Origin of the sequence: Nocardiopsis synnemataformans (assembly GCF_965343085.1) — a bacterium.
GTDB classification, from domain to species: Bacteria; Actinomycetota; Actinomycetes; order Streptosporangiales; family Streptosporangiaceae; genus Nocardiopsis; species Nocardiopsis alborubida.
The window spans coordinates 15,450-36,588 of sequence record NZ_CBDRFA010000085.1; the positions used below are offsets into that span (position 1 = coordinate 15,450).

Consider the following 21,139-nt stretch of genomic DNA (forward strand, 5'->3'; position numbering starts at 1 on the left):
TGGTGGCGTCGGCGCGGGCCCACACGCGCACTCGGGCCGAGCGGCCGGGGGTTGACGAGGCCGCACACGGCCTCCATGATTGGTTTACCGGTTTACCGGATGCGTGGTCAACCTCTTTCCGCTGCGGCTCCCCGAAACCCGCGTGCGCCGCAGCGCTGAAATCTGCTCCGCCCCTCAGCAGAAGGGATCGTGACGTCTCCCATGCCAGCGCTCCTGGGATGCATCGCCGACGACTACACCGGCGCGACGGACGTGGCCAGCGCGTTACGCCGTTCAGGACTGCCAGTAGCCCTGTACTTCGGCGTACCCGAGCCGGGAACGCCGGCTCCGGCCGACGGCGCGGTGATCATCGCTCTGAAATCGCGGACGGCCGCCGTCTCCGAAGCCGTCGAGCAGTCCCTCGGCGCCCACGCGTGGTTGCGTGAGGCCGGCGTCGGCCAGGTCTACCTCAAGTACTGCTCGACCTTCGACTCCACACCGCTGGGCAACATCGGGCCGGTGGCCGACGCACTGCTGGAGGTGACCGGAGCCGCCGTCACGGTGGTCTGCCCCGCTTCCCCCGGCAACGGGCGGACCGTGTCCCGGGGCCGCCTGTTCGTCAACGGCGTGCCGCTGGACGAGTCACCGATGCGCGACCACCCCCTCACCCCGATGCGCGACTCCGACCTGGCACGGCTGCTGCGCCCCCAGACCCGCCACGAGGTCGGGCTCGTCGACCATGCGACCGTGCGTCGGGGGGCCGGAGCCGTTCGCCAGGCGCTCGACGACCTCACGAGCTCCGGAGTGCGCCATGCGGTGGTCGACGCCGTCGACGACACCGATCTGGAGGTCATCGCCCAAGGCAGTGCCCACCTTCCGCTGTTGACCGGAGCCGCGGGGCTCACCTGGGGCGTCGGGAGGCTGCTGGCCGGGGAGCACGGGACGTCCGCGGTCTCCAGAAAGCCGGAGGCCGTCGGCGGCACGGCCGTGCTGGCGGGCAGCTGCTCGGCGATGACACTGCGCCAGATCGAGCACGCCCGCGCACACATGCCCGCGTACCGCCTCGATCCGCGCGGTCTGGCCCGGGACAGCGCCGTGGCGGAGGTCCTGGAGTGGATCGACGCGCACGCGGACTCCGAACCGGTACTGGTCTACTCGTCGGCACCGCCCGAGGAACTACGGGCGGTACAGGACGAGGTCGGTGTCGGGAGGGGCGCTTCCCTGGTGGAGTCCGCCATGGGGCGGATCGCCCGCCATCTGGTCGAGCGCGGTGTGCGGCGCCTGGTGGTGGCTGGCGGGGAGACCTCGGGAGCGACCGTGAGCGCGCTGTCGGTGCGCGGCGTCGACGTCGGCGACGAGGTGGACCCGGGGGTGTGCTGGGTCTTCCCCCACGAGTACCCCGACCTCGCCCTGCTGTTGAAGTCGGGCAACTTCGGTGGCCCCGACCTGTTCACCCGTTCCCTGGAGGAGGCATGAGTATGGAGACAGAGGAAAGAGAGCTGCGCATCGCCCTGGTCCGCATGGGGCGCTCGCTGTTCACACGCGGCCTGACCGCGGGGAGCACGGGCAACCTGAGCGTGCGCATCGGCGATTCGGTCCTGAGCACGCCGACCGGGTCGCGCCTGGGAGACCTGGAACCCGACGCCCTGGCGGAGGTGTCCCTGTGGGGGGAGCACATCTCCGGTCCGCGCGCCACCAAGGAGGCTTTCCTGCACGCGGCGATGTACAGGGCACGCCCCTCGGCCCGCGCTGTGGTTCACCTGCACAGCACGCACGCCGCAGCGGTGTCGTGCCTGGACGGGATCGACGAGAAGGCGGCGCTCCCGCCCCTGACCGCCTACTACGCGATGCGGGTCGGACGCATGCCGCTGCTGGCCTATCACGCTCCCGGCGACCCGGCCCTGGGGCCGCTGGCCGAGGCCACCGCGCAGGGACACCATGCGCTGCTGCTGGCCAACCACGGCCCGATCGTGGCGGGCGCCTCCCTGGACGCCGCCGCGGACGCGGCGGAGGAGATCGAGGAAACGGCGAAGCTGTACCTGCTGCTGCACGGGCACCGTACCCGTCCCCTCACGGCTGAGCAGGCAGCGCACCTCTCCAAGTGAGGACGGGCCCCGTCGGGTCAGGCTGAGGCGGGCGGGTCCGCCGCGAGCGGCTCCCCCGCTCCGGTGAGCCCGCCCTTGTTCTCAGCGGTGAGCTTGTGGGCGGTCTCGGGGTCCACGGTGCCCAGCAGCCGGCGCGCGGCGTTGCCCATGTGCGCGGCCATGGCGGTGCGGGCGGCCGCGGCGTCCTGGTTCTCGATGGCCTCGAAGATGGGTACGTGGTCGGCGTATGCGGTCTTCATGTGCGCCAGTTTGGCGACGTTGCGTCCGGTCCAACTGTGCATGACCGTGCGCAGCCCGCGCAGCATGTCACGCAGAACCGTGTTGCCGCCCGCGTCGGCGATGGCGAGGTGGAAGGCCACGTCGGCGTCGGCGAAGCCCCGCTCGCCGCTGTCACGCATGGCGTGCAGGCGCTCGCGCAGCAGGATCACGTCGGTCTCCGAGCGGTTCTGCGCGGCCAACCCGGCCACCAGCTCCTCCAGGTGGGCGCGGGCCTCCATGAGTTCCATGACCCGCTTCTCACCCAGGACCAGGCCCCACTCGAAGACGCGGTACAACGAGTCGATGTCGGATCCGCGGAAATAGGTGCCGCTTCCCGGGCGTACCTCGACCACACCCATCATGCCCAGGGACTTGATCGCCTCGCGCACGGCGGGACGGTTGACTCCCATGAGCTCGGTGAGCTGGCGCTCGGAGGGAATGCGCTCACCGACCTGGACCTGACCCGACATCAGGTAGTCCAGAAGCTGTCGCGCGACCTCGGCGGCCAGGGGCTCGCGCGGGGTGACGTCGATCTTGGAAAGGCCATTCACCACGGGGCTGCGCTCCATCGCCGTTGTCAGAATCCCTGTTGGTCCAGGGCCTCAGTATAGGGACGTCGACCGGTGACCGGTCTGCCAGTCGCATGACGTGCGCGGACCCCGTACCCGCCACGCACGGTGGCGCCGGTGCGGTCCGAGCGGACCGCACCGGCGCCACCGCTTCCGGGGTCAGGCCTTGAGCCGGGCGGCGATGGCCTCGCCGAACTCCCCGGTGGAGGCCGTCCCGCCCATGTCGGGTGTGACGACGCCGTCGGCGATGGTGGCCGCGATGGCCGCGTCGACGGCCTTGGCCGCCTGCGCCAGGGCCCCATCACCGTGGCGTCCGGCCAGCCACTCCAACAGCATGGCCGCCGAGAGGATCATCGCCGTGGGATTGGCCCTTCCCTGTCCGGCGATGTCGGGGGCGGAGCCGTGGGAGGCCTGGGCCATGGCGCGGTCGGCGGAGGCGTTGAGCGAGGGAGCCACACCCAACGACCCGCACAGTTCCCCGGCCAGGTCGGAGAGGATGTCGCCGAACATGTTCTCGGTGACGATCACGTCGAAGTCCTTGGCCCGGCGCACCAGGTGCACGGTCATCGCGTCGATGTGGAAGTCGTCGACGCGGACTCCGGGGTGGTCGGCGGCCACCTCGCGGCACACGTCGCGGAACATGCCGGTGGTCAGTTGGAGCACGTTGGCCTTGTGGACGATCGTGACGTGCTTGCCGCGGGCCTCGGCCAGTTCGAAGGCGACGCGGGCGTTGCGCTCGATCGCCTCGCGGGTGAACACGCCCGAGGCGATGGCCACGTCCGGGGTGGGCATGTACTCGCCGGTTCCGCGGAAGGTGTTGCGGTCGGCGTAGAAGCCCTGGGTGTTCTCGCGGACGATGACCAGGTCGGCCCCCTCCGCGATGGCACCCGATCCGGGGAAGCTCTTGGAGGGGCGGATGTTGGCGAAGAGCTGGAAGTGCTTGCGCACGGTGCCGCTCGGGTTGAGCCGGGACCGCCACGGCTCGGGGTAGGCGGCGCTGTCGTGCGGGCCCATGAGCCAGCCGTCGGTGGAGGCCAGACCCTCCAGGGTGGTGTCCGGAATCGGGGATCCGTGCTCGTCGATGGCCGAGCGCCCCATGGGCAGGGGACGCCAGTCGGTGGGAGCGGCGCCGACCGAGGCGAGGGCCGCGTCGACGACGCCGACTGTGGCCGGAACGATCTCCGGGCCGATGCCGTCGCCTTCCAGCAGTCCCAGGACGTAGCTGCGGTTGGTGGACATGTGCGTGGTGCTCCTAGCTGTGTGGACGGGTGGGGGCTGGGGGGCGGTCACGGGGTGGCGTCGACCCGGGGGTCGGCGCCTCGGCGGTTCCTGGCTCTGGTGATCAGTCCGCCGAGGAACGGGGCAGCGATGATGAGGGCGGCCAGGGTGAGGACGGCCAGCGACACGGGTCGTTCCAGGAGGATGAACAGGCTGCCCTGGGACATCTGTAGGGACTGGCGCAGGGACTGCTCCACCATCGGTCCCAGCACCATCGCCAGGACCAGGGGCGCGGCGGGGTAGCCGAACTGGCGCAGGAAGTAGCCGATGGCTCCGGCGATGATGACGACGAGGACGTCGAAGAGGTTGTTGCGCAGGCTGTAGGCCCCGGCCAGCGCGACGCCGATGACGATGGGCACCAGGGTGGTGGGGCGCAGCTGGAGCGCCTTGACGAACAGCGGGACCATCGGCAGGTTGATGATCAGCAACAGGATGTTGCCGATGTACATGCTGGCGACCAGGCCCCAGAAGACGTCGGGGTTCTCGTTGATCATGAGCGGCCCGGGCTGGATGCCGTACATCATGAGCCCGCCCAGCAGCACCGCGGTGGTGGCCGAGCCGGGGATGCCCAGGGTGAGCATCGGGATCATGGCGCCGGTGGCGGCGGCGTTGTTGGCCGACTCCGGTGCCGCGACGCCCTCGACGATGCCGGTGCCCAGTTGCTTGCGGCGCTTGGCCACCCGGCCTTCCAGGGCGTAGGCCAGCAGTGAGGACAGGGTTCCGCCCGAGCCGGGGAGCATGCCGCCGAAGAAGCCGACGGTGCCGCCGCGCACGATGGGGCCGCGGGCGTGCCTCCAGTCCTCGCGGTCGGGCAGCAGCCCCTTGAGCTTGTACCTGACGGGTTCGACGCGGGTGCGGTTGGCCAGGATGTTGGCGATCTCAGCGAGGCCGAACAGGCCGATGACGATGGGCAGGAAGTCGATGCCGTTGAGCAGGTTGATGTTGCCGAAGGTGAAGCGGGAGTCGCCGAGGATGGGGTCCAGGCCGATGGTGCCGATCAGCAGGCCCAGGACGCCCATGACCGCGGCCTTGAGCTTGGAGCCGCCGCCGAGCGCGGTGAGGGTGGTCAGGCCCAGCAGGGTCAGCGCGAAGAACTCGGGCGGACCGAACCGGACCGCCCAGTCGGCCAGTGGCGGGGCCGCGACCATCAGCATCACGGCGGCCATGGTCCCCGCGACGAAGGAGCCGATGGCGGCGATGCCCAGGGCCTTGCCCGCCTGGCCCTTCAGCGCCATCTTGTAACCGTCGAAGGTGGTGGCGACGCTGGAGCTGTCGCCGGGGATGTTGACCATCACCGAGGTGAGGGTGCCGCCGTACATGCCGCCGTAATAGGTGGCGGCGAGCATGATGATGGCCGTGGTGGGTTCGAGGGTCGCTCCGACGGGCAGCAGCAGGGCGACCGCGCCGGAGGGGTTGATGCCGGGCAGGGCGCCCACGACCATGCCCAGCATGACGCCGAGCAGGGCGAACATCAGGTTGACGGGTGAGAGCGCGGTCAGGAAGCCGCTGCCGAGGTTGGTGAGGAGGTCCATGGGCTAGATGCCGATCAGGCTGGGAGGGAACGGGACGTCGAAGGCCAGGTAGAAGATCGCGTAGACGAACGCGGCGGTACCCAGGCTGACGGCCAGTCCGGTGAGGGGCCTCATCCTGATCAGCACGAAGCACAGGAAGAGCAGCAGCAGCGTGAGGCTGGCCAGGAACCCGATCACCGATACCAGGAGGAAGAAGGCGACGAGGCCTGCCAGGCCTCCGAGGGGGCGCCAGAGGCGTCCGGTGTCGGTGTCCTCGACGAGGGACGCCGGGGCGCCCGCGGTCGCGGTGTCGCCCGTGTCGGGGTCGGCGCTCCCGGTGTGCGGTCCGGGAGCGGGCACCGGGGCCGGTCCGGGTTCGGTCGTCCGCGCGCTGGGCACGGAGACCGGTTCGGGATCGGTCGGGCCCGCTTCCTGGTCGGTGGACGCGCCCCGTCGGGAACGCACCGCGTTGACGACCACCGCGACGCTCAGCAGCGTTCCGGCCAGGGACAGCCACAGCGGGAAGGCCCCCGAACCGGGACGCCCGTCGTCGCTGTAGGGCAGTTGCAGCGAGGCCAGGAGCCAGCAGAGGAACACCAGGCCGACGATGACGTCGACCGTGGTCCTCCATCGGGCGGCGGACATGTCAGCCCTCCTCTCGGAGGCCGAGCGCGTCCATGATGTCGACGTACTTGTTCCATTCGGCCTCGACGTAGGTCTCCGCCTCCTCACCCACGTGCAGCTCTTCGAGGAGGAGGTTGGCGTCGAGGTAGTCCTTCCACTCCTGGGTCTGGGCGGCCTCGGAGATGGCCTCACTCCAGAAGTCACGTTGGCCCCCGGTCAAACCGGGCGGGGCGACGATCCCCCGGGCCTGGGTGAACTCCAGTTCCACGCCCTCCTCCAGGGCGGTGGGGACGTCGAGTCCCTCCAGGCGTTCGGGAGTGGTCACGGCCAGGCCGCGCATCCGCCCGCTCTCCAGGAGCCCCTGGACCTCGGCCGGGTTGGCCGCGATCACGTCCACGTTGCCGCCGAGCAGGGCTGAGTTGGCCTCGCCGCCGCCGTCGAAGCTGACGTAGTTCAGTTCGGCTCCGGTCTCCTCCTCCAGCAGGTGGCGCACGATGGAGTCGGCTCCGCCCAACTGCGTGCCGCCGAAGTCGATCTGGCCGGGATCCTCCTCCGCCGCGGCGATCAGGTCGTCGAGGGACTCGTAGGGGGAGTCGGCGCCGACGGTGATCATGAGGCCGTCGGTGGCCAGGACGGCCAGGTTGGTGAAGTTCTCGTAGGTGTAGTCGGCCTTGCCCTGTACCGCCGTGGTCAGGTAGGAGGAGGACAGGGTGGCGATCACGTGACCGTTGCCCTCCTGGCCGAGCAGGTAGGTGTAGGCCACCGCACCGCTGCCGCCGGGCCGGTTCTCCGGCGACACCGGCTGCTCGACGATGCTCTGTGAGGACAGGATGTCGGCGATCTGGCGGCCCATCAGGTCCGAGGAGCCGCCCGCGTCGGCGTGGATGATCATCTGGACGTTGTCGTCGGGCTCCCACGGCCCCTCCTGGACCGTGGGCCCTGACAGCGACGAACATGCGGACAGGGCGAGGACGGAGACGGCGGCGAGCCCGGGGGCCGCCGGCCACCTGGACGTCATCCTTCTCGTAGCGCGGTTCGTGTGCATCGGCGCCTTCCTTTTCCAGGGCGTGCCGTCGGGTCCCCGGCGGACCGCGTGAGTGTCGCGGCGGGTCACACCGTGCCCGACGTGGGGTGAAGCGCGTCCTGATGACGAGCATGTTGACATCTGGTAACCGGTCAACCTGTTGACCAAAGTAGAGAGCCACATCACACCCGTCAAGACGCGGACCTGCAAAAAAACTCGACTCCCCTCCTCCTCGACCCACCACTCCAGGTCGACGGACAGACGTCGCCCCTGGTGAGGACGCCCGGTTTTCCATATTGGTAACCGGTAGACCAGTTGACCAAAAATAGCTATCGTGAACGGACATCCGCTGCTTCGGCCCCACCCGCACGCCCCTCGAACCGGTGGGTCCCCGGTGTACGCCCGTGAACATGGAGGTCCCGTGTCTTCTGCCCATGCCCCGCTCGTGGCGATGATCCACGCCAACAGCACCGCGTCCCGCTTGGCCCAGCAGGCGTTCGAGGAGGCGTTCCCCGAGGCGAGGATCTGGCACCTGTTGGACGACCGGCTGTTGGAGGACGCCAGGGCCACGGGCGGCGTCCGGGGAGAGCTACAGCGGCGGATGCTGCGCCTGATCGATCACGCCTTCACTGGCGAGGCCGACGCGGTACTGCTGACCTGCTCCGCCTACGGCCCCGTGGTGGAGGTGGCCAGAAAACTGTGGGACCGTCCCGTCGACCGACCCGACGAGGCGGTGTTCCGCCACGTGGTGGCGGACGGTTTCCGCAGGATCGCGGTACTGGCGTCAGTGGCCCCGGCCGTCGGTCCGGCGACGGAGCAGATCCACGAGCTGACCGCGCGGGCGGGGTCCGGCGTCGAGGCACAGGTCGTGCTGTGCGAGGATGCCGCCCGTGTCGGAGACGTGCCCGAGAAGGTCGTCTCCGCCTTCCTTCCCCATCTGGAGAACGGCGGTTTCGACGCGGTGGTCCTGGCCCAGTACTCCCTCTCCCCCATCGCCGAACCGCTCGGCCGTGCCCTCGGGCTGCCCGTCTTCAGCGGACCGCGGGCGGCGGCCCGGCGCATGCGCGAACAGCTGACCGGCGAACCGGCCTCGGGTGCGGCGTCATGAGCCCTTCCTTTCGCGTTGCCTACACCGTGGCCTCGCCCGAGTGCCGGGTGCCGGTGCCACTGGGGTACGCTGCCCCGTTCGATCGGGCGCTGGCCGAACTCGCCGCCCTGGGCTACGACGGCGTGGAAATCCAGGTCCAGCGCCCCGAGCGCGTCGACGCGGACCTGCTGGGCGCGGCAGTGCGTCGGCACGGGTTCGCCGTCGCGGCCGTCGGCACCGGTCCCGTGAGCCACGACGGCGCGACGCTCACCTCCGCCGAACCGGCGGCGCGGGACCGCGCCCGGGCCCGGCTCGTCGCCGCCGCGCGGCTGGCCGGGCGCCTGGGTGCGCCCGTGACCTTGGGGCGCTCGCGAGGGCGCGTGGACGAGAACCGCTCCGAACAGCAGTACACGTGGGCCGTACAAGGCATCGAGGCGATCGCCGACGCGGCCGGGGCCGCGGGCAGTCGCCTCCTGCTGGAGCCGCAGGAGCCCGGAACGACCAATCTCCTCACCCACCGGGCCGAGGCTCAGGCCCTCGTGGAGCAGATCGGCGACGAAGCCCTCGGGCTGGTACTGGACACCCACCACATGGGGGAGGTCGGTGACGACCCGGTGGAGTCCGTGCGCGCGGCAGGACGGCTGCTCGGGGAAATCCAATGCGCGGGACCGGAGCGAGGCCCCTTGGACCAAGCCTCTGAGGATTCAACGCGGCTGTTCGACTCGTTGGCGGAGACCGGCTTCTCGGGATGGATCGTCATGGAGCACCGACAGCTGCCCGACAGCAGAAGAGCGGCACAGCGGAGTCTGGACTGCGTCAGGAGGGCCACCTCAGCGTGTAGTGACTCCGAAACGGATGCCGCCGCGGACTGAGGCAGGACTGTTTCGAAGTCGGAGACGAGCACTATCAGCACTGACCACAGCCCTGGGGAACGGGGCACGGCTGTCTGGCACGTCCGGACATCAAACCCTTCCAGCGTCGGGGCAGGCGCCGGTACAAGGTCGAGCGTTCCATCAAGCCGAAGGCATAGGTGCCCCTCCGGTGTGTGACGGAAGGTGGCTCCTGGTCCGTGAGGACCTCGCGAGGTGCCATCGGACGCTGCCAATGGCCAGTGTGTGCTCCGATTATGCTCCGCGGTTCCGGACCGGGGCGACCCCAGGCGGCATCTCTTGACACGAAACGATGGCGGTGATCGGATGGATAGGGACGAAACGGCACCCTGTGGCACGTAGAGACACGAAAGCGCCGGACTTCTCATCCGATGGTCGCAGGTTCGAATCCTGCCGGGTGCGCCACAAAACCCCAGGTCAGACGGGGCACGCGAGTCGAACAGGCGAGGCGCGAGGCCCGGATCGGGGCCTGACATCCTCCATGTGTGCTCCCCAGTGCAGGGTCCAGTACAGGTGGGCGCCCACCTCGCGGAGCACTTTGCCTGCGCGTGACCCCCTGGGCGGCCCCGCGCGTCCGCCAGCGTCCCAGGTCCGCGCTGGACGCCGTGGCAGCCCAGGGCCCCTGACGTTCACCCCGGGCGCGGACGTGGTCGGCACCGGCACCCATTCACGGGCCCCACAACCACACGCCCCGACACAAGCCCCCGACAAAGCGATCCCAGTCACGCCTGCTGTCGCGCTCCGTCCCTGCCACGACTACCCTCGGCGTCATCCTCCCAACAACTCAACAACAGCGAGGAACCCTCGGTCGTGGAAGACCTCACAGCGGACGACCCACAGCGCATCGGCAGCTACCGGCTTCTGGCCCGCCTCGGGGAAGGAGGTATGGGACGCGTCTACCTCGCACGGACGCCCACACGCCGCATCGTGGTGAAGGTGATCCGCCAGCACTTCACCCATGACCCGACCTTCCGCAAGCGTTTCGCCCGTGAAATCGGCCTCGCCAGCCAGGTCGCCGGCCCCTACACCGCAGCGGTGATCGACGCCGACCCCTACGCCAACGAGCCCTGGCTCGCCATCGAATACGTGCCCGGACCGTCCCTGCACGAGGCCGTCGCCCACACAGGCCCCCTCCCCAACGACACCCTGCTCGTCCTGACCGCAGGGCTGGCCGAGGCCCTCGCGGCGATCCACCGAGCCGACATCGTGCACCGCGACCTCAAACCCGCCAACGTGCTGCTCGCCGCCGACGCACCCAGGGTGATCGACTTCGGCATCGCCAAGGCCGTCCAGGAGAACACCGTCACCCCGCTGACCCCGACCCAGGGCACCATCGGCACCCCCACCTACATGTCCCCCGAGCAGGTCCTCGGCCAAGAGATCACACCCGCCAGCGACGTCTTCTCCCTGGGCAGCCTCATCTACTACGCCGCGACCGGAAAATCTCCCTTCGGCCCGAACGACTCCGCGATCTACTTCCGCATCCTCAACATCAGCCCAGAACCCGCCCTACTGGACCCGTTCTTGGACAACCTTGTCCGTTCCTGCCTGGAAAAGGCCCCGCAGGATCGGCCCTCGCCACAACAGATCCTGGACACGGTCGGAGAGATCGACTTGACCGCCGATACCTGGATACCACCGCAGGTCCGGGAACTGTCACCGGAGAGCCACACCCAGATCATCGACCACGTTGCGACAACCAGACAATTGACAAAAACCTCATCGGGCAATGGGTCCGTCGCGTCAGACAACTCATCCGAACATGTCAACTCCCCCACCCCCAAGCAGGACAACGCCCCCGCGACCGCGCACACGGACACACCCGTCACGCTCCCAGACACGGCCAATAACGGCGGGGAAGAGGACCACGAACAACTGGTGGCCGAAGCCAAGGGCTATGGGGCCACTCTGGGAACCAACCCCCAAAACACCCTCATTCCCCGCACCGACCCTGCCGCTCGGACCCGTAAGTCCGTCACCTGGAACAAGGCCATCGCACGTCTACGAGCCCTGGGACCCGACCACCCCCGCGTCCTTACCATCCGCCACAACCTCGCTTCCCAACGAGGCGAAGCCGGAGACCCCACCGCAGCCGTCACCGCCTACGAACAGCTCCTCCCCGACGAGATCCGCGTCCTGGGCCCCGACCACCCCCTCGTCCTCACCACCCGCCACAACCTCGCTTCCCAACGAGGCAAAGCCGGAGACCCCACCACAGCCGCCCAAACCTACGAACAGCTCCTCCCCGACCGCACACGCGTCCTGGGCCCCGACCACCCCGACACCCTCACCACCCGCCACAACCTCGCCCATTGGCGAGGCGAAGCCGGAGACCCCACCGCAGCCGTCACCGCCTACGAACAGCTCCTCCCCGACGAGATCCGCGTCCTGGGCCCCGACCACCCCCGCGTCCTCACCACCCGCGCCCGCATCGCCAAGTGGACCTATAGGTCCGGTGACGCGGTCAAAGCCATAGAGCTTCTCAAGGGCCTGCTTCGCGACCAGGAACGGGTGCTCGGCACAGACCACCCTGATATCCAAGTCAGTAAGCGGCTCCTGCTGGACTGGGAAGCATCCACGGAAAGAGTGATGCAACCAGGGGACCTTTGATCCGATGGACTACCGGACCCGGGCATGAGGAAACCCCAGGCCAGTCGGGGTGAACCCGTGGACAGGCCTGGGGTCGGTGGTGCTGTGCGGCTCCTGGTGTGCTCGCCGGTTCGACTACGACACCGCTATGCGCGTACGGGCCTGAGCATCGCTGCGGTGGCCTCAGCCGCTGCCCGCGCGACCTCAGGGAACACCGTTTGGTAGGTGTCCTGCGTGAAGTGAGTGGTCGCGTGCCCGAGCTCGCCGGAGACCACCTTCACGTCCGCTCCCGCGGCGAGCGCGAGCGAGGCGGCACCGTGGCGCAGCCCGTGCAGGTGGATCGGCGGCAACCCCGCCGCCTTGGCGATCCGGTTGAACCACCGGGTCACCTGCCCCGGGTGCCAGCCCAACCCATCGGACTGGGTGAACACCAGCCCTGTGTCGTTCCAGGTCTTTCCTGCTTGGAGCCGCGCCTCGGTTTGGACCTTCTTCCACGAGCGCAGCACCTGCACCGTGTCCTTGTCCAGGGTGATAGTGCGCTGGCCTGCCGCGCTCTTCGGCGTGGTCGTGGCCGTCTTCCAGCCCAGGGTCACCACCTGGGTGCGGATGTCCACCTGCCCGTCGGTGAGCCGGGTGTTGGCCCACGGCAACCCGACCGCCTCCCCGCGGCGCAGGCCCTTGACGGCGATGAGGTGGAACAGCGGGAACAGCCAGGTGTACTTCTTGGCGTGGGACAGGAAGGTGATGGTCTGCTCCGGTGTCCACACCATCACCTCACCGGGAACCACCCCGTCCACCTGCCACTGGCGTACCCGGTCAGCTGTCCACACCAGCGGCTTCGTACGCGGGCAGGACGGAAGGCGCACGTGCGAGGCGATGTTGACCGACACCGGCAGGTCCGGGCGGCGCACCGCCTCGGACAGAGCGCTGCGCAGCGTGGCGCGGATACGGTGCTTGGTGGCCAGCGAGATCACCCGCTGTCCCCTCACCGAGTTCCGCACCTTGGCGTCATCGGACTCGCGACACTCCAGGATGTGGGCGTTGGCCTCCTCGATCGCCGCGAACATCTCCTCGACCTGCCAGGAAGTGAGCTTGTCCAGGCGGGCCTGCCCCAGGTGAGGAGCGAGGTACTTGCGGATGTGTCCGTCGTAGGACAGGCGGGTCTTCTGCGCCAAGTCGGGTTTGCCCGCCAACCACTCGGCCAGCCACGCCGCGACGGTGGGCACCGTTTCCCGGATCCGTACCCCGGCGCCGATGCGCCGCTTGACCTCCTCGATTTCGGGGAGGCGGTGGCGGCCCCGTAGGGCGGCCTGGATGAGGTCGGCGACCTGAACCTCGACGTCTGGTTCTTCGTCGGCCAGGCCGATGAGGGCTTTGAGGTGGTCGATCGCCTTTTGCGCCTCGTCCTGGGACGCGAGCCCGGTGCGCCTGGCCTGACGGCGCCTGCCCTCGGTAGTGCGGGGCAGCTCCAACTGGAAGCCCCACTCCCCGTGCCTGGGATTCCAGCCGCCCTCCTCCCGGCGCAGCCGGGGGCACTTCGCTCCGAGGAGTTTGCCGGTCATCTGGTCGCGGCACCCGCAGCGTTTGAACACCGACCCGTCATGAGAAGCCATCTACTTCCCACCTTCCGTTTGGTCACCGCGCGCACCGCACCCACACTCGTTCCGTGAAGGGAAGGCCAGGTGGTCCAGGCCGAGATGGACCAGGACTCCGGCGGTGGGCACCACCCACGCCTTACCGTTGCGGTGCACGGGCACCGGAAAGGCACCTTCACGGAGAAGCCGGTAGGCGGTGGTGCGGCCCAGGCCGAGCATCCGCCCGGCCGTGACCACGTCCAGCGCCACCGGCAACGACCCCACCTCATCAAGCCGAAGGGAAAGTTTCACATCCACCCGTCCCACTTCTCCCCCATCTGTGAACTGCGCGGATACGGTGCGCGGTCCCGCATATGGCGGGGCACCACGCATCCACGCTCGACCTCGCCGAGTAGTGCAAGCGGATTCGATGAATCCCCCAGCGGTTTCACGCTCCTGTTCGTTAGCCCGCCCGTTTCGGGTGGTATGCCGTTTTCGCTGTTCAGGGCCACTTGCGGCCCCTGTCGGCCACCCGTGCCCCGGCTGGGGTGACGGGGCCGAACCGGGGCGGTGGGGCCGACGTGGGGCACCACAGCGCCCCACATCGGTCCCACCCCAGCGGGTCGCTGGTCAGTCGGGGCGCACGTGGCCGGTGTAGGTCAGCCAGGCCCGGTAAGTGGCCCGGGTGTGTTCGGGGATGGCCACCGCTCGGTAGCGTCCCGCCCCGTGGGCGTGTTCGACCACGTAGTGCTCGCCCTCCCACGCCGGGATCCGACCCAGCAGAGCAGCGACGTCGGCCACCTCGTCGAAGGCCTCGTCGTCGGTGTCGGTGTGCGGGAAGTAGACGACCTCCACCCGGGTCTGCGGCCCCACGGGCAGTTCGGGGTTCGCCTCCAGGAAGTCGGCCAGGGCGCGGATGTCGTCGATAATGCGCCTGCGCAGGTCCGCCGAAGCGGTGTCGGAGAAGCCCACAGGGCCCGGTGTCCTTTCACTACGGGTGATGGAAACGGCAACGGGTTCGGAGCCGGGTGCGCTCATGCCGCAGCGCTCCCCTCACCCGCAGCCGGGGCGGGGTTGGTGAACACAAGCGCGTCCTCGTGCTGGATCACGTGCACCGGCCTGCCCTCCTTGCGCAGACGTTTGGTCTCGATGAGCTGGAAGAACGAGGTGCGCGAGACCACCTCCCCGTCCTTGAGGGCGCACAACAGGGCGGCGCACCGGTCGACCTGGACCAGCCCGGCCCTGCGTGCGGCGTCGGCGACCTGGCCGGGGAAGTCGATCAGGCGCCCGTCTTTGCGGTAGGGGCGGGTGGTCACCACGACTACCCCACCCGGGGCCAACAAGGGCTTGCAGGCGGCCATGATCCGGGTGAAGGAGCTCGCCAACACGTGCGGGCGCTGGTAGGCGAGGTTGTCCGCGCGCCGGTCCCGGTCGCGGGAGTAGACGTGGGCGTGCTTTTCCACCGCTTCGGCGCCGTCGCGGCGTGAGCGGACCTGCCCGTGGGTCATGGACCCGTACGGGGGTGAGGTCAGCACCAGCCGCACCTTCCCAGCCAGGGCGTGGTCGGTCAGACCGGTGAGGGTGCGGGCGGCTTCGCCGGTGTGCACCTCGCCGTAACCGAGGGCTCCCCGGGCCGTGGCGGCCTCCAGATTCAATCTCGCGATGGAGGCCCACTTGGGCTCCAGCTCCACCCCGACGGCGTTGCGCCCCAGGTGGACGGCTTCAACCAGGCTGGTACCGATTCCGCACATCGGGTCCAGAACCACCTCCCCGGGTCGGGTGTAGGTGCGAATGGCGTGGCGGGCGATGGCCGGGAGCATCTTGGCCGGGTGCTCCACCGACAGGCGCGAGTAGCGGGTACCGCGCTGTTGGCGGGCCTGCTGCTGGCCGGTCAGCCACACCGACCACCCCGCACCGCCCAGCTGGTCGCCCGGCTGGGCGAGGTGTCCGTGCGGGGAGCCTTCGTCGAACAACTCCTCCTGATGCTTCTGCGTCATGCGTTCACCTCCCCGGGGGCGTCCACGGTCATGGTGTGGCCCTTCTTCGGCAGGCGAAACACCGACACGTTCAGGTGCGCGGGTGAGGTGATGGAGGCCGCCGCGTCGGCCACCGAGGCCGGCAACCCCGTGTCCACCTCTTCCTCGTCAGGGTCGAAACCCTCATCGCGGACGGGGATGGTGGTGCCGAGTCCGGCCTGGCAGAGCGGCGCGGTGATCGCGATGACGTGCTGTAGGTAGACCAGCCCCGCGCAGGAGGCAGCCCGCACCAGCCCTGGTGCCGGGTCGACCACCTCGCCCTGGGGGGTGTGTCCCACGGCGGTAATGGCGGCGATGACTCCGCCGGGGCGGGTGATAGTGGCGGCGAAGAGCATCCGGGCCCGCAGCCGCCGTCCGCGCGTCTGCCGGTCCTCGTCGGTAACGGAAACCGTGAAGGTCGTCAGGTCGGCCCAGGCCACCTCCCGGTCCCCGTGCGCCGGCCGGTGCAACGAGGTGGGCGAGGCCACCTCGTAGGAGCGCCCTGCGGCTGCGGCCTGTTCGGCGACCAGGCTGGTGCCGGTCAGGTCCGCGACCACCGCACCGGGGCTGGTGTACTCGGCCACCAGGCGGCGGGCCAACCGGCGCGGCACCGGCACCAGGTCCCCGCCGGGGGGAGGTGGCTGGTGCGCGGTCGGTGCGCACAGCCAAACCGCCAGCGGCGGCCTGCCCGCCCCGGTGTTGTTGAGGGTGTGGGTCATCAGGAGCCCCCTTCGTTGTTCTCGCCCTGATGAACCCCTAAGAAGACGTCCCCATCGCGGATGCGACACCGGCCTTGAAAAAACTGGGGGAAGTCGGAGCGTGTTGAAGGCCCGGGACCCGTACCAGCGCGGGGCTGGTACGGGTCCCGGGCCTTCACCCGGTTGACGCAATCGGGCTCAGGTGCGCTTGCCCTTTAGGCGGCAGGGGCAGCCCGCCTGCTGCAGCATGTCCCGCAGCAGTAGGGGCATGGGCAGGGCGATGATCATCGCGAGGTGGTCCAGCGGGGTGCCGTGGCAGCACCGGCCGGTGGTGCGGTCGTGGGCGGCGAGGTGGTGGCCGCACGGTCCGCAGATGGTTCCCGGGCCCCGCTCGTCGTGGTGGACCATCCCGGGCCAGTCCCCGTTGACGTAGTAGGTGCCCAGCAGGCGGCTGGTGCGGTTGACGATCCCGATCAAGGTCACGGTCACGCACAGCCCGGTCAGGGTCAGGGCGTACTTCCACTCCAGGCAGCCGAGGTCGAACACGGTCCAGGCAACGTCAAACATTAATACTCCCCTAGGGTATGTGGAAGGTGGGGGTGCGGGCTGTTCAGTGGCCCGCACCCCCGGGTAGCGGGTCAGGCGGGGTGCTTGGCGGAGCGGTAGCGGCGGGGTCGGTCGCAGGTCTGTACCGCGCGCTCCTCCTTGGCCAGGCGGGCGAGGTTGTTCTGGATGGCGCCGATGGAGCGGCCCTGGAGCAGGTGGCTGATCTCGGTCGCGGTGAACTCCTCACCCGGGTCGGCGTCCAAGATGGCCTTGACCATCAGCTTCAGCTCGCCCGGTGCGAGTCGTGTGCTGCCGCTGACCGGGTTGAGGCCCTCCGCAGCGGTGACCCCGACACGCGTGGCGGTCGCCGTGGCCGTGCCCCGAACGGCGGAATTCGGCCGGGGCACAGCGGGCGGCACCGGAACGTCCGTGGAGGGCGGGCTCTGGTCCTCGGGCACGGCCGTCTCGTCCACCGGGGCCTGCTCGGAGCCCGTCTGGGGAGAGGCCTCCTGTGTCGCCGAGGTGGGAACGTCCACCTCGAGGGTCTCCTCCGCGGCGGCGTCCGGTGCGGAGTCGAGCTCCGCGGAAACGGAGGCGGTGTCAGGCTCCTCCTCGGTGTGCTCGTCCGCCTGGGCCGAGGTGTCCTCCCCGGTTTCCGTGTCCGGGGCGGTGGTGGCGGCCTGCCAGGTGTCGGGCAGGCGACGACGTCCGTCGCGTCCGCCCGGGGTGCGCACCGCCAAACCGTCCTTCTCCAGGGCGGGCAGGTGCTTGCCCAGAGTGGACTTGCCCACCCCCACCCGCTCGGCGAGCTCGGTGACGGTGACGGGTGCGGTGGCCTCGGCCAGGGCGGCCAGAACGAGGTCGCGGGTACGGGCAGCGGAACGGCGCGGAGCCGAAGCGGTGGTGGTCATGGCAGATGGATCCCTTCGTAGAGCGGTGGTGTGGGTGGGGCCGCCCCGCCCCGGTGACGGGGCGGCCCGTTGGAGTGGCGGTTAGGGCAGGGTGTCCAGGTGCAGCTGGGCACGCAGGAGCGCCTCGCTCACGAATCGGGGCGGTTCGGTGTGGGTGATCCGCTGGGTCCAGGTGGTGACGAAGTGGCCTTGGGCGTGCATGTCCAGGGACACCAGGAGGCTGCCTTGGTGGCGCTGGACGCAGCAGGCGGTGAAGGTGACGCGCGGGTCGGTGCGCAGGATGAAGGTGTCATCGACCCGCCTCGCGCCGTCCAGGGTGTGGCTGTAGCGGGGTCGGTGGTTGAGATCCATGCCCTGGTGGGTCATATCCCTGCGCAGTTCGCGGAGCAGGGGGTTCATGCGCATGGCGAACTCGGTCCAGTGGTCGAGCTGGTCCCAGGTGTGGTCGGTGGCCGCGTCCGCCAACTCCTCCCAGTCCTCGCCGTAGCAGTCCAGGTCGTGGAGGAGGTCTCCGTGGCCGTAGATGGGCACCAGGCCCCGGGCCTCGGTGAACAGGTGACGGGCATGGGTGATCTGGTAGGAGGTCTGGTAGAGGTTGGCGATGATCATGCCGCCCGGTCCGGTGCGGTGCAGGTCGCGGAGCATGTCCACCGTGACCTCGACCTCCCCGTCGCAGAACCGGTCGCGCATCGTAGGAATGACAGACATTACGGAGCCCCTTTCAAGGCGTGCCGAACACAGCGCTCGGCGTATGGGTGTCGGGTGGGGCCGCCCTGCCCCGTGACGGGGCGGCCCGGTGAGGCGGGGGTTAGGGGCGGGTGCGGCGCAGGTAGGCCTCGACCGCTTCGCTCACCCTTCGGGTGTTGACTGCCGCGATGAACTGGGTGCGCATACGCGCGGGCCATCCGGAAACGTGCCGGTCCCCGTCGCTGACCGTGATCAGGGACAGCCCCCTAGTCTTCTCGTCAGCGGGACTCTTGACGGTGACCGTGATGGTCGGGTCGGCCCGGTAGGCGTAGAGGTCCTTCACCATCCGAGTGGTGGGGTTGGCGTAGTCACCGGGGCTGGCATACCGGTTGTAGTAGCGCGGGGCACCGGTCAGGTCGAACCCGTGGCGCTGCATGTGCTGGCGCATCCGGCTGACGACAAACCCGGTTGCGGTGACGTCCTCGACCCGCTCCTCCATGCAGTCCCAGGCGGTGCAGTCGACCGCCGGAACCAGCTCCTCCCAGGCCCGGTCCCCGTACTCGCGGGTGTACACCCGCAGGTCGAACACCAGGTCGTGGTAGCCGTACACGATGAAGAAGGTCTGGCTGGCGGGGTCGAGGGTGCGCGAGTGGGTGGCGTAGTAGTCGCGGCGGTACAGGTCGGCGATGATCACCCCGCCGGGGCCGATCCTGTCCAGGGTGCGCAGCATGCGCGGGGTGATCTCGGCGGAGGCGAACCAGTCAGCAATCGTCACGTTAGGCACGTCCTTGAACACGTGGAGTCCCTGCTTGTAGGCGCGCCGAACACAGCGCTCGACGCAGAGGTGTCGGGTGGTGGGGCCGCCCCGCCCCGGTGACGGGGCGGCCCCGGGTAGGCGCTAGCGGTCCTGGTTCAGGGCGCAGGTCACCGTGGAGGCGATCAGGCGGCTGGTCGCGAGGTGGGTGAGCGTGCCGCCGGTGCCCAGGGTCAGGTCGGCGATCGGCTGGGTGTCGTCGTCCGGGTCACTGGCGGTGATACGGGTCGGTTCGATGAAGGCGAAACTGACCGTCACCTGTGCCAGGCGGGTGCTTCCCGCCAGGTTGTAGTAGTCCGTCATCTGGGGCAGCCCGCTGGCGGGCAGCCGGAAGGTGGGAGCGCTGGCCAGGTAGGCACCCGCGTCTGTCAGAGCGCGCCGCAGGGCGTGTACCTGGAGGTTCATCGCGCGGATCTCGGGCCACTCGGCCCGCCAGTCGGTGGCGATGTCGGTCAGGTCCCGGGCGAGGTCCTCGTCGGTGACCTCGTCCCCCTCCAGGGCGCGCTGCTCGGACAGTTCGCCCAGCCCCTGGTAGCCGATGATGATCATCCGGCTGGGGTCGGTCGCGGTGCGCGGACCGGCCGCCTGCACCTGGTGGGTGTCCTCGTGCCAGGTCAGGCACGCACCCGTCCCGTGTCCGCGCAGGTCCTCGATGTCCTCGCGGGTGACGATGACCCGCTGTGCTCCGTAGGGCATACTCGTGCTCACAGCACACTCCACTTCGTTGGTTGTGTTGGGCCCGCACCCACCCGAAACGGCCTTGGAAATTCGTGCCGGATGGGTGCGGGTGTTGCGGTGGGGTCGGCCCGAAGGTTGCTTCCTTCGGGTCGGCCGCATCAGGTCGGGCTGAGGGCCGCCAGGGGCACGAACACGACCGGCTGCAGGGGCCTGCGCACCTCCGGGTCGTTGGGGCTGGTGCTGTAGTCGGGGCACAGCTCCGTCCCGTCCTGGTGGCTGTAGTCGGGCCTGTTCCAGCTCAGGCCCCAGCCGATGGGCGCGGTGTTGCGCACCTCCTCGGTGCAGTCGGGGCAGATCATGACCGGGGAGCACTGCCTGGTCTTGGTTCGGTCAGACATCAGGTCCTCCTTGTCGCTGTGGTAGCGGTGTTGGCGCGGTTTCAGTTGGCCGCAACCGTGCGGTGGGCGTGGAGCTGGAACAACAGGGCTCCGAGGTCGGCGCGGTACCGAACCGCTTGGACGTGGTCGTCCGCCGCCTGCCGTGCTGCAGGGCTCTCGCCCTCGGTGCGGTGCAGGTGCATCGCCCGTCCCCGTGCGGCCAGCTCCCGGGCGATCGCCGCCTCGTAGTCACCGGCCACCCGCCTCGCCCGTTGGGCACGCGCCCTGTTGGCGATGTCGGCCTGCGTGGGCGGCCTGGGCCGGGCGAATACTCGTCCGGCGATTACCGCCATGGCAAACATGGTGCGCATTCTTAAACCCCCTAAATTCTCGGGTGTTTGTCGTGTGCGGTCCGAGGTTCACTTGGTTGACCGGCGTTTGTCAACTCGTGTCGCGAACCTTTTTCCATCCGCCCCGGAAACGGAGTCCGCTTCGGGTCGGAGCCCAAGGTGAACTTGGGTGACACGGGTTTGTCAACTCGTGTCGCGGGAAATTTTCCCGCCCGCCCCGGAACCGTTGTTCCGCCCCGGTGAGCACGCCCATAGGAACTTGGTTGCCGGGGGGCTGTCAACTCGTGTCGCGGGTTTTCCGGAGAATCTTTTCGGCGCGCCCCCATAGAGAGGATCCGCGCACGCGCGCGTGGGGGGACGCGAGCATGTTCGAAAGCGATCTGGGCGATCATGTTTTTTACCCCCAGCGCCGAACTGGGCGATCATCAAGGGCACAAAGGGACGCTCTCCATGATTGATGAAGCAAGGAAAAGAAAGCAACGAACAGGGACTGTGAGGGAGGAGAGGAGGGCAGGGAGAGGACAGGAGTACGCAGAAGGGCGGGGGGGGGGGGGAGGGCGCCCCCCCCCCACAAA

Annotated in this window: 21 protein-coding genes and 1 tRNA gene; 6 read left to right on the forward strand and 16 right to left on the reverse strand. The window is 69.2% G+C overall.

The window, feature by feature from the left end; all coding sequences use genetic code 11:
- The first annotated feature begins 189 nt into the window (after positions 1–189).
- Complete coding sequence (otnK, locus tag ACSIH6_RS33435; RefSeq protein ID WP_435112347.1) at positions 190–1,455, forward strand: 3-oxo-tetronate kinase; 1,266 nt, start codon at positions 190–192, stop codon at positions 1,453–1,455.
- Complete coding sequence (gene otnC / locus ACSIH6_RS33440; protein ID WP_435112348.1) at positions 1,452–2,084, forward strand: 3-oxo-tetronate 4-phosphate decarboxylase; 633 nt, start codon at positions 1,452–1,454, stop codon at positions 2,082–2,084. Before otnK ends, otnC begins: the two co-directional genes overlap by 4 nt.
- Before the next feature lie 17 nt (positions 2,085–2,101).
- On the opposite strand, the gene ACSIH6_RS33445 is transcribed toward otnC, so the two are convergent.
- From ACSIH6_RS33445 to ACSIH6_RS33465, 5 genes are all read right to left on the reverse strand, one after another.
- Positions 2,102–2,896, reverse strand: coding sequence for a FadR/GntR family transcriptional regulator (locus tag ACSIH6_RS33445; protein ID WP_435112349.1), 795 nt, complete (start codon positions 2,894–2,896; stop codon positions 2,102–2,104).
- A gap of 174 nt (positions 2,897–3,070) precedes the next feature.
- A complete protein-coding gene (locus ACSIH6_RS33450; protein ID WP_150254259.1) occupies positions 3,071–4,150 on the reverse strand; it encodes an isocitrate/isopropylmalate dehydrogenase family protein in 1,080 nt (359 codons plus the stop codon).
- Between the two features lie 47 nt (positions 4,151–4,197).
- Positions 4,198–5,721, reverse strand: a complete 1,524-nt coding sequence (locus ACSIH6_RS33455; protein WP_435112350.1) for a tripartite tricarboxylate transporter permease — start codon at positions 5,719–5,721, stop codon at positions 4,198–4,200.
- A gap of 3 nt (positions 5,722–5,724) precedes the next feature.
- Complete coding sequence (locus ACSIH6_RS33460; RefSeq protein ID WP_435112351.1) at positions 5,725–6,345, reverse strand: tripartite tricarboxylate transporter TctB family protein; 621 nt, start codon at positions 6,343–6,345, stop codon at positions 5,725–5,727.
- 1 nt (position 6,346) lies between these two features.
- Positions 6,347–7,342, reverse strand: coding sequence for a Bug family tripartite tricarboxylate transporter substrate binding protein (locus ACSIH6_RS33465; protein ID WP_435112352.1), 996 nt, complete (start codon positions 7,340–7,342; stop codon positions 6,347–6,349).
- A gap of 427 nt (positions 7,343–7,769) precedes the next feature.
- On the opposite strand from ACSIH6_RS33465, the gene ACSIH6_RS33470 reads away from it, so the two are divergent.
- From ACSIH6_RS33470 to ACSIH6_RS33485, 4 genes are all read left to right on the forward strand, one after another.
- Complete coding sequence (locus ACSIH6_RS33470; protein WP_435112353.1) at positions 7,770–8,456, forward strand: aspartate/glutamate racemase family protein; 687 nt, start codon at positions 7,770–7,772, stop codon at positions 8,454–8,456.
- The gene (locus ACSIH6_RS33475; protein WP_435112355.1) at positions 8,453–9,307 is read left to right on the forward strand and encodes a sugar phosphate isomerase/epimerase family protein; all 855 of its coding nucleotides are present in this window, start codon (positions 8,453–8,455) and stop codon (positions 9,305–9,307) included. Before ACSIH6_RS33470 ends, ACSIH6_RS33475 begins: the two co-directional genes overlap by 4 nt.
- Positions 9,308–9,649: 342 nt before the next feature.
- Positions 9,650–9,730 (forward strand) — tRNA-Arg (locus tag ACSIH6_RS33480).
- Between the two features lie 405 nt (positions 9,731–10,135).
- Positions 10,136–11,935, forward strand: coding sequence for a serine/threonine-protein kinase (locus ACSIH6_RS33485; protein ID WP_435112356.1), 1,800 nt, complete (start codon positions 10,136–10,138; stop codon positions 11,933–11,935).
- Positions 11,936–12,060: 125 nt separating this feature from the next.
- On the opposite strand, the gene ACSIH6_RS33490 is transcribed toward ACSIH6_RS33485, so the two are convergent.
- The 11 genes from ACSIH6_RS33490 to ACSIH6_RS33540 form a co-directional block, all read right to left on the reverse strand.
- Positions 12,061–13,527, reverse strand: a complete 1,467-nt coding sequence (locus ACSIH6_RS33490) for a tyrosine-type recombinase/integrase (RefSeq protein WP_435112357.1) — start codon at positions 13,525–13,527, stop codon at positions 12,061–12,063.
- Between the two features lie 591 nt (positions 13,528–14,118).
- Positions 14,119–14,460: a hypothetical protein gene (locus ACSIH6_RS33495; protein ID WP_435112358.1), complete on the reverse strand. Its 342-nt coding sequence runs from the start codon at positions 14,458–14,460 to the stop codon at positions 14,119–14,121.
- Between the two features lie 62 nt (positions 14,461–14,522).
- Complete coding sequence (locus ACSIH6_RS33500) at positions 14,523–15,485, reverse strand: TRM11 family SAM-dependent methyltransferase (protein ID WP_435112360.1); 963 nt, start codon at positions 15,483–15,485, stop codon at positions 14,523–14,525.
- On the reverse strand, positions 15,482–16,222 hold the full coding sequence (locus ACSIH6_RS33505; protein WP_435112361.1) for a hypothetical protein: 741 nt from the start codon (positions 16,220–16,222) through the stop codon (positions 15,482–15,484). Before ACSIH6_RS33505 ends, ACSIH6_RS33500 begins: the two co-directional genes overlap by 4 nt.
- A 177-nt stretch (positions 16,223–16,399) precedes the next feature.
- On the reverse strand, positions 16,400–16,768 hold the full coding sequence (locus tag ACSIH6_RS33510; protein ID WP_130397935.1) for a hypothetical protein: 369 nt from the start codon (positions 16,766–16,768) through the stop codon (positions 16,400–16,402).
- A gap of 71 nt (positions 16,769–16,839) precedes the next feature.
- On the reverse strand, positions 16,840–17,658 hold the full coding sequence (locus ACSIH6_RS33515) for a winged helix-turn-helix domain-containing protein (protein ID WP_435112363.1): 819 nt from the start codon (positions 17,656–17,658) through the stop codon (positions 16,840–16,842).
- Positions 17,659–17,739: 81 nt separating this feature from the next.
- A complete protein-coding gene (locus ACSIH6_RS33520) occupies positions 17,740–18,366 on the reverse strand; it encodes a hypothetical protein (RefSeq protein ID WP_435112364.1) in 627 nt (208 codons plus the stop codon).
- Positions 18,367–18,466: 100 nt separating this feature from the next.
- Complete coding sequence (locus tag ACSIH6_RS33525; RefSeq protein WP_435112365.1) at positions 18,467–19,120, reverse strand: hypothetical protein; 654 nt, start codon at positions 19,118–19,120, stop codon at positions 18,467–18,469.
- A 123-nt stretch (positions 19,121–19,243) separates the two neighbouring features.
- The gene (locus tag ACSIH6_RS33530; RefSeq protein WP_435112367.1) at positions 19,244–19,867 is read right to left on the reverse strand and encodes a hypothetical protein; all 624 of its coding nucleotides are present in this window, start codon (positions 19,865–19,867) and stop codon (positions 19,244–19,246) included.
- A 128-nt stretch (positions 19,868–19,995) separates the two neighbouring features.
- On the reverse strand, positions 19,996–20,235 hold the full coding sequence (locus tag ACSIH6_RS33535) for a hypothetical protein (protein WP_435112368.1): 240 nt from the start codon (positions 20,233–20,235) through the stop codon (positions 19,996–19,998).
- A 41-nt stretch (positions 20,236–20,276) separates the two neighbouring features.
- On the reverse strand, positions 20,277–20,567 hold the full coding sequence (locus ACSIH6_RS33540; protein ID WP_435112370.1) for a hypothetical protein: 291 nt from the start codon (positions 20,565–20,567) through the stop codon (positions 20,277–20,279).
- Between the last annotated feature and the right edge of the window lie 572 nt (positions 20,568–21,139).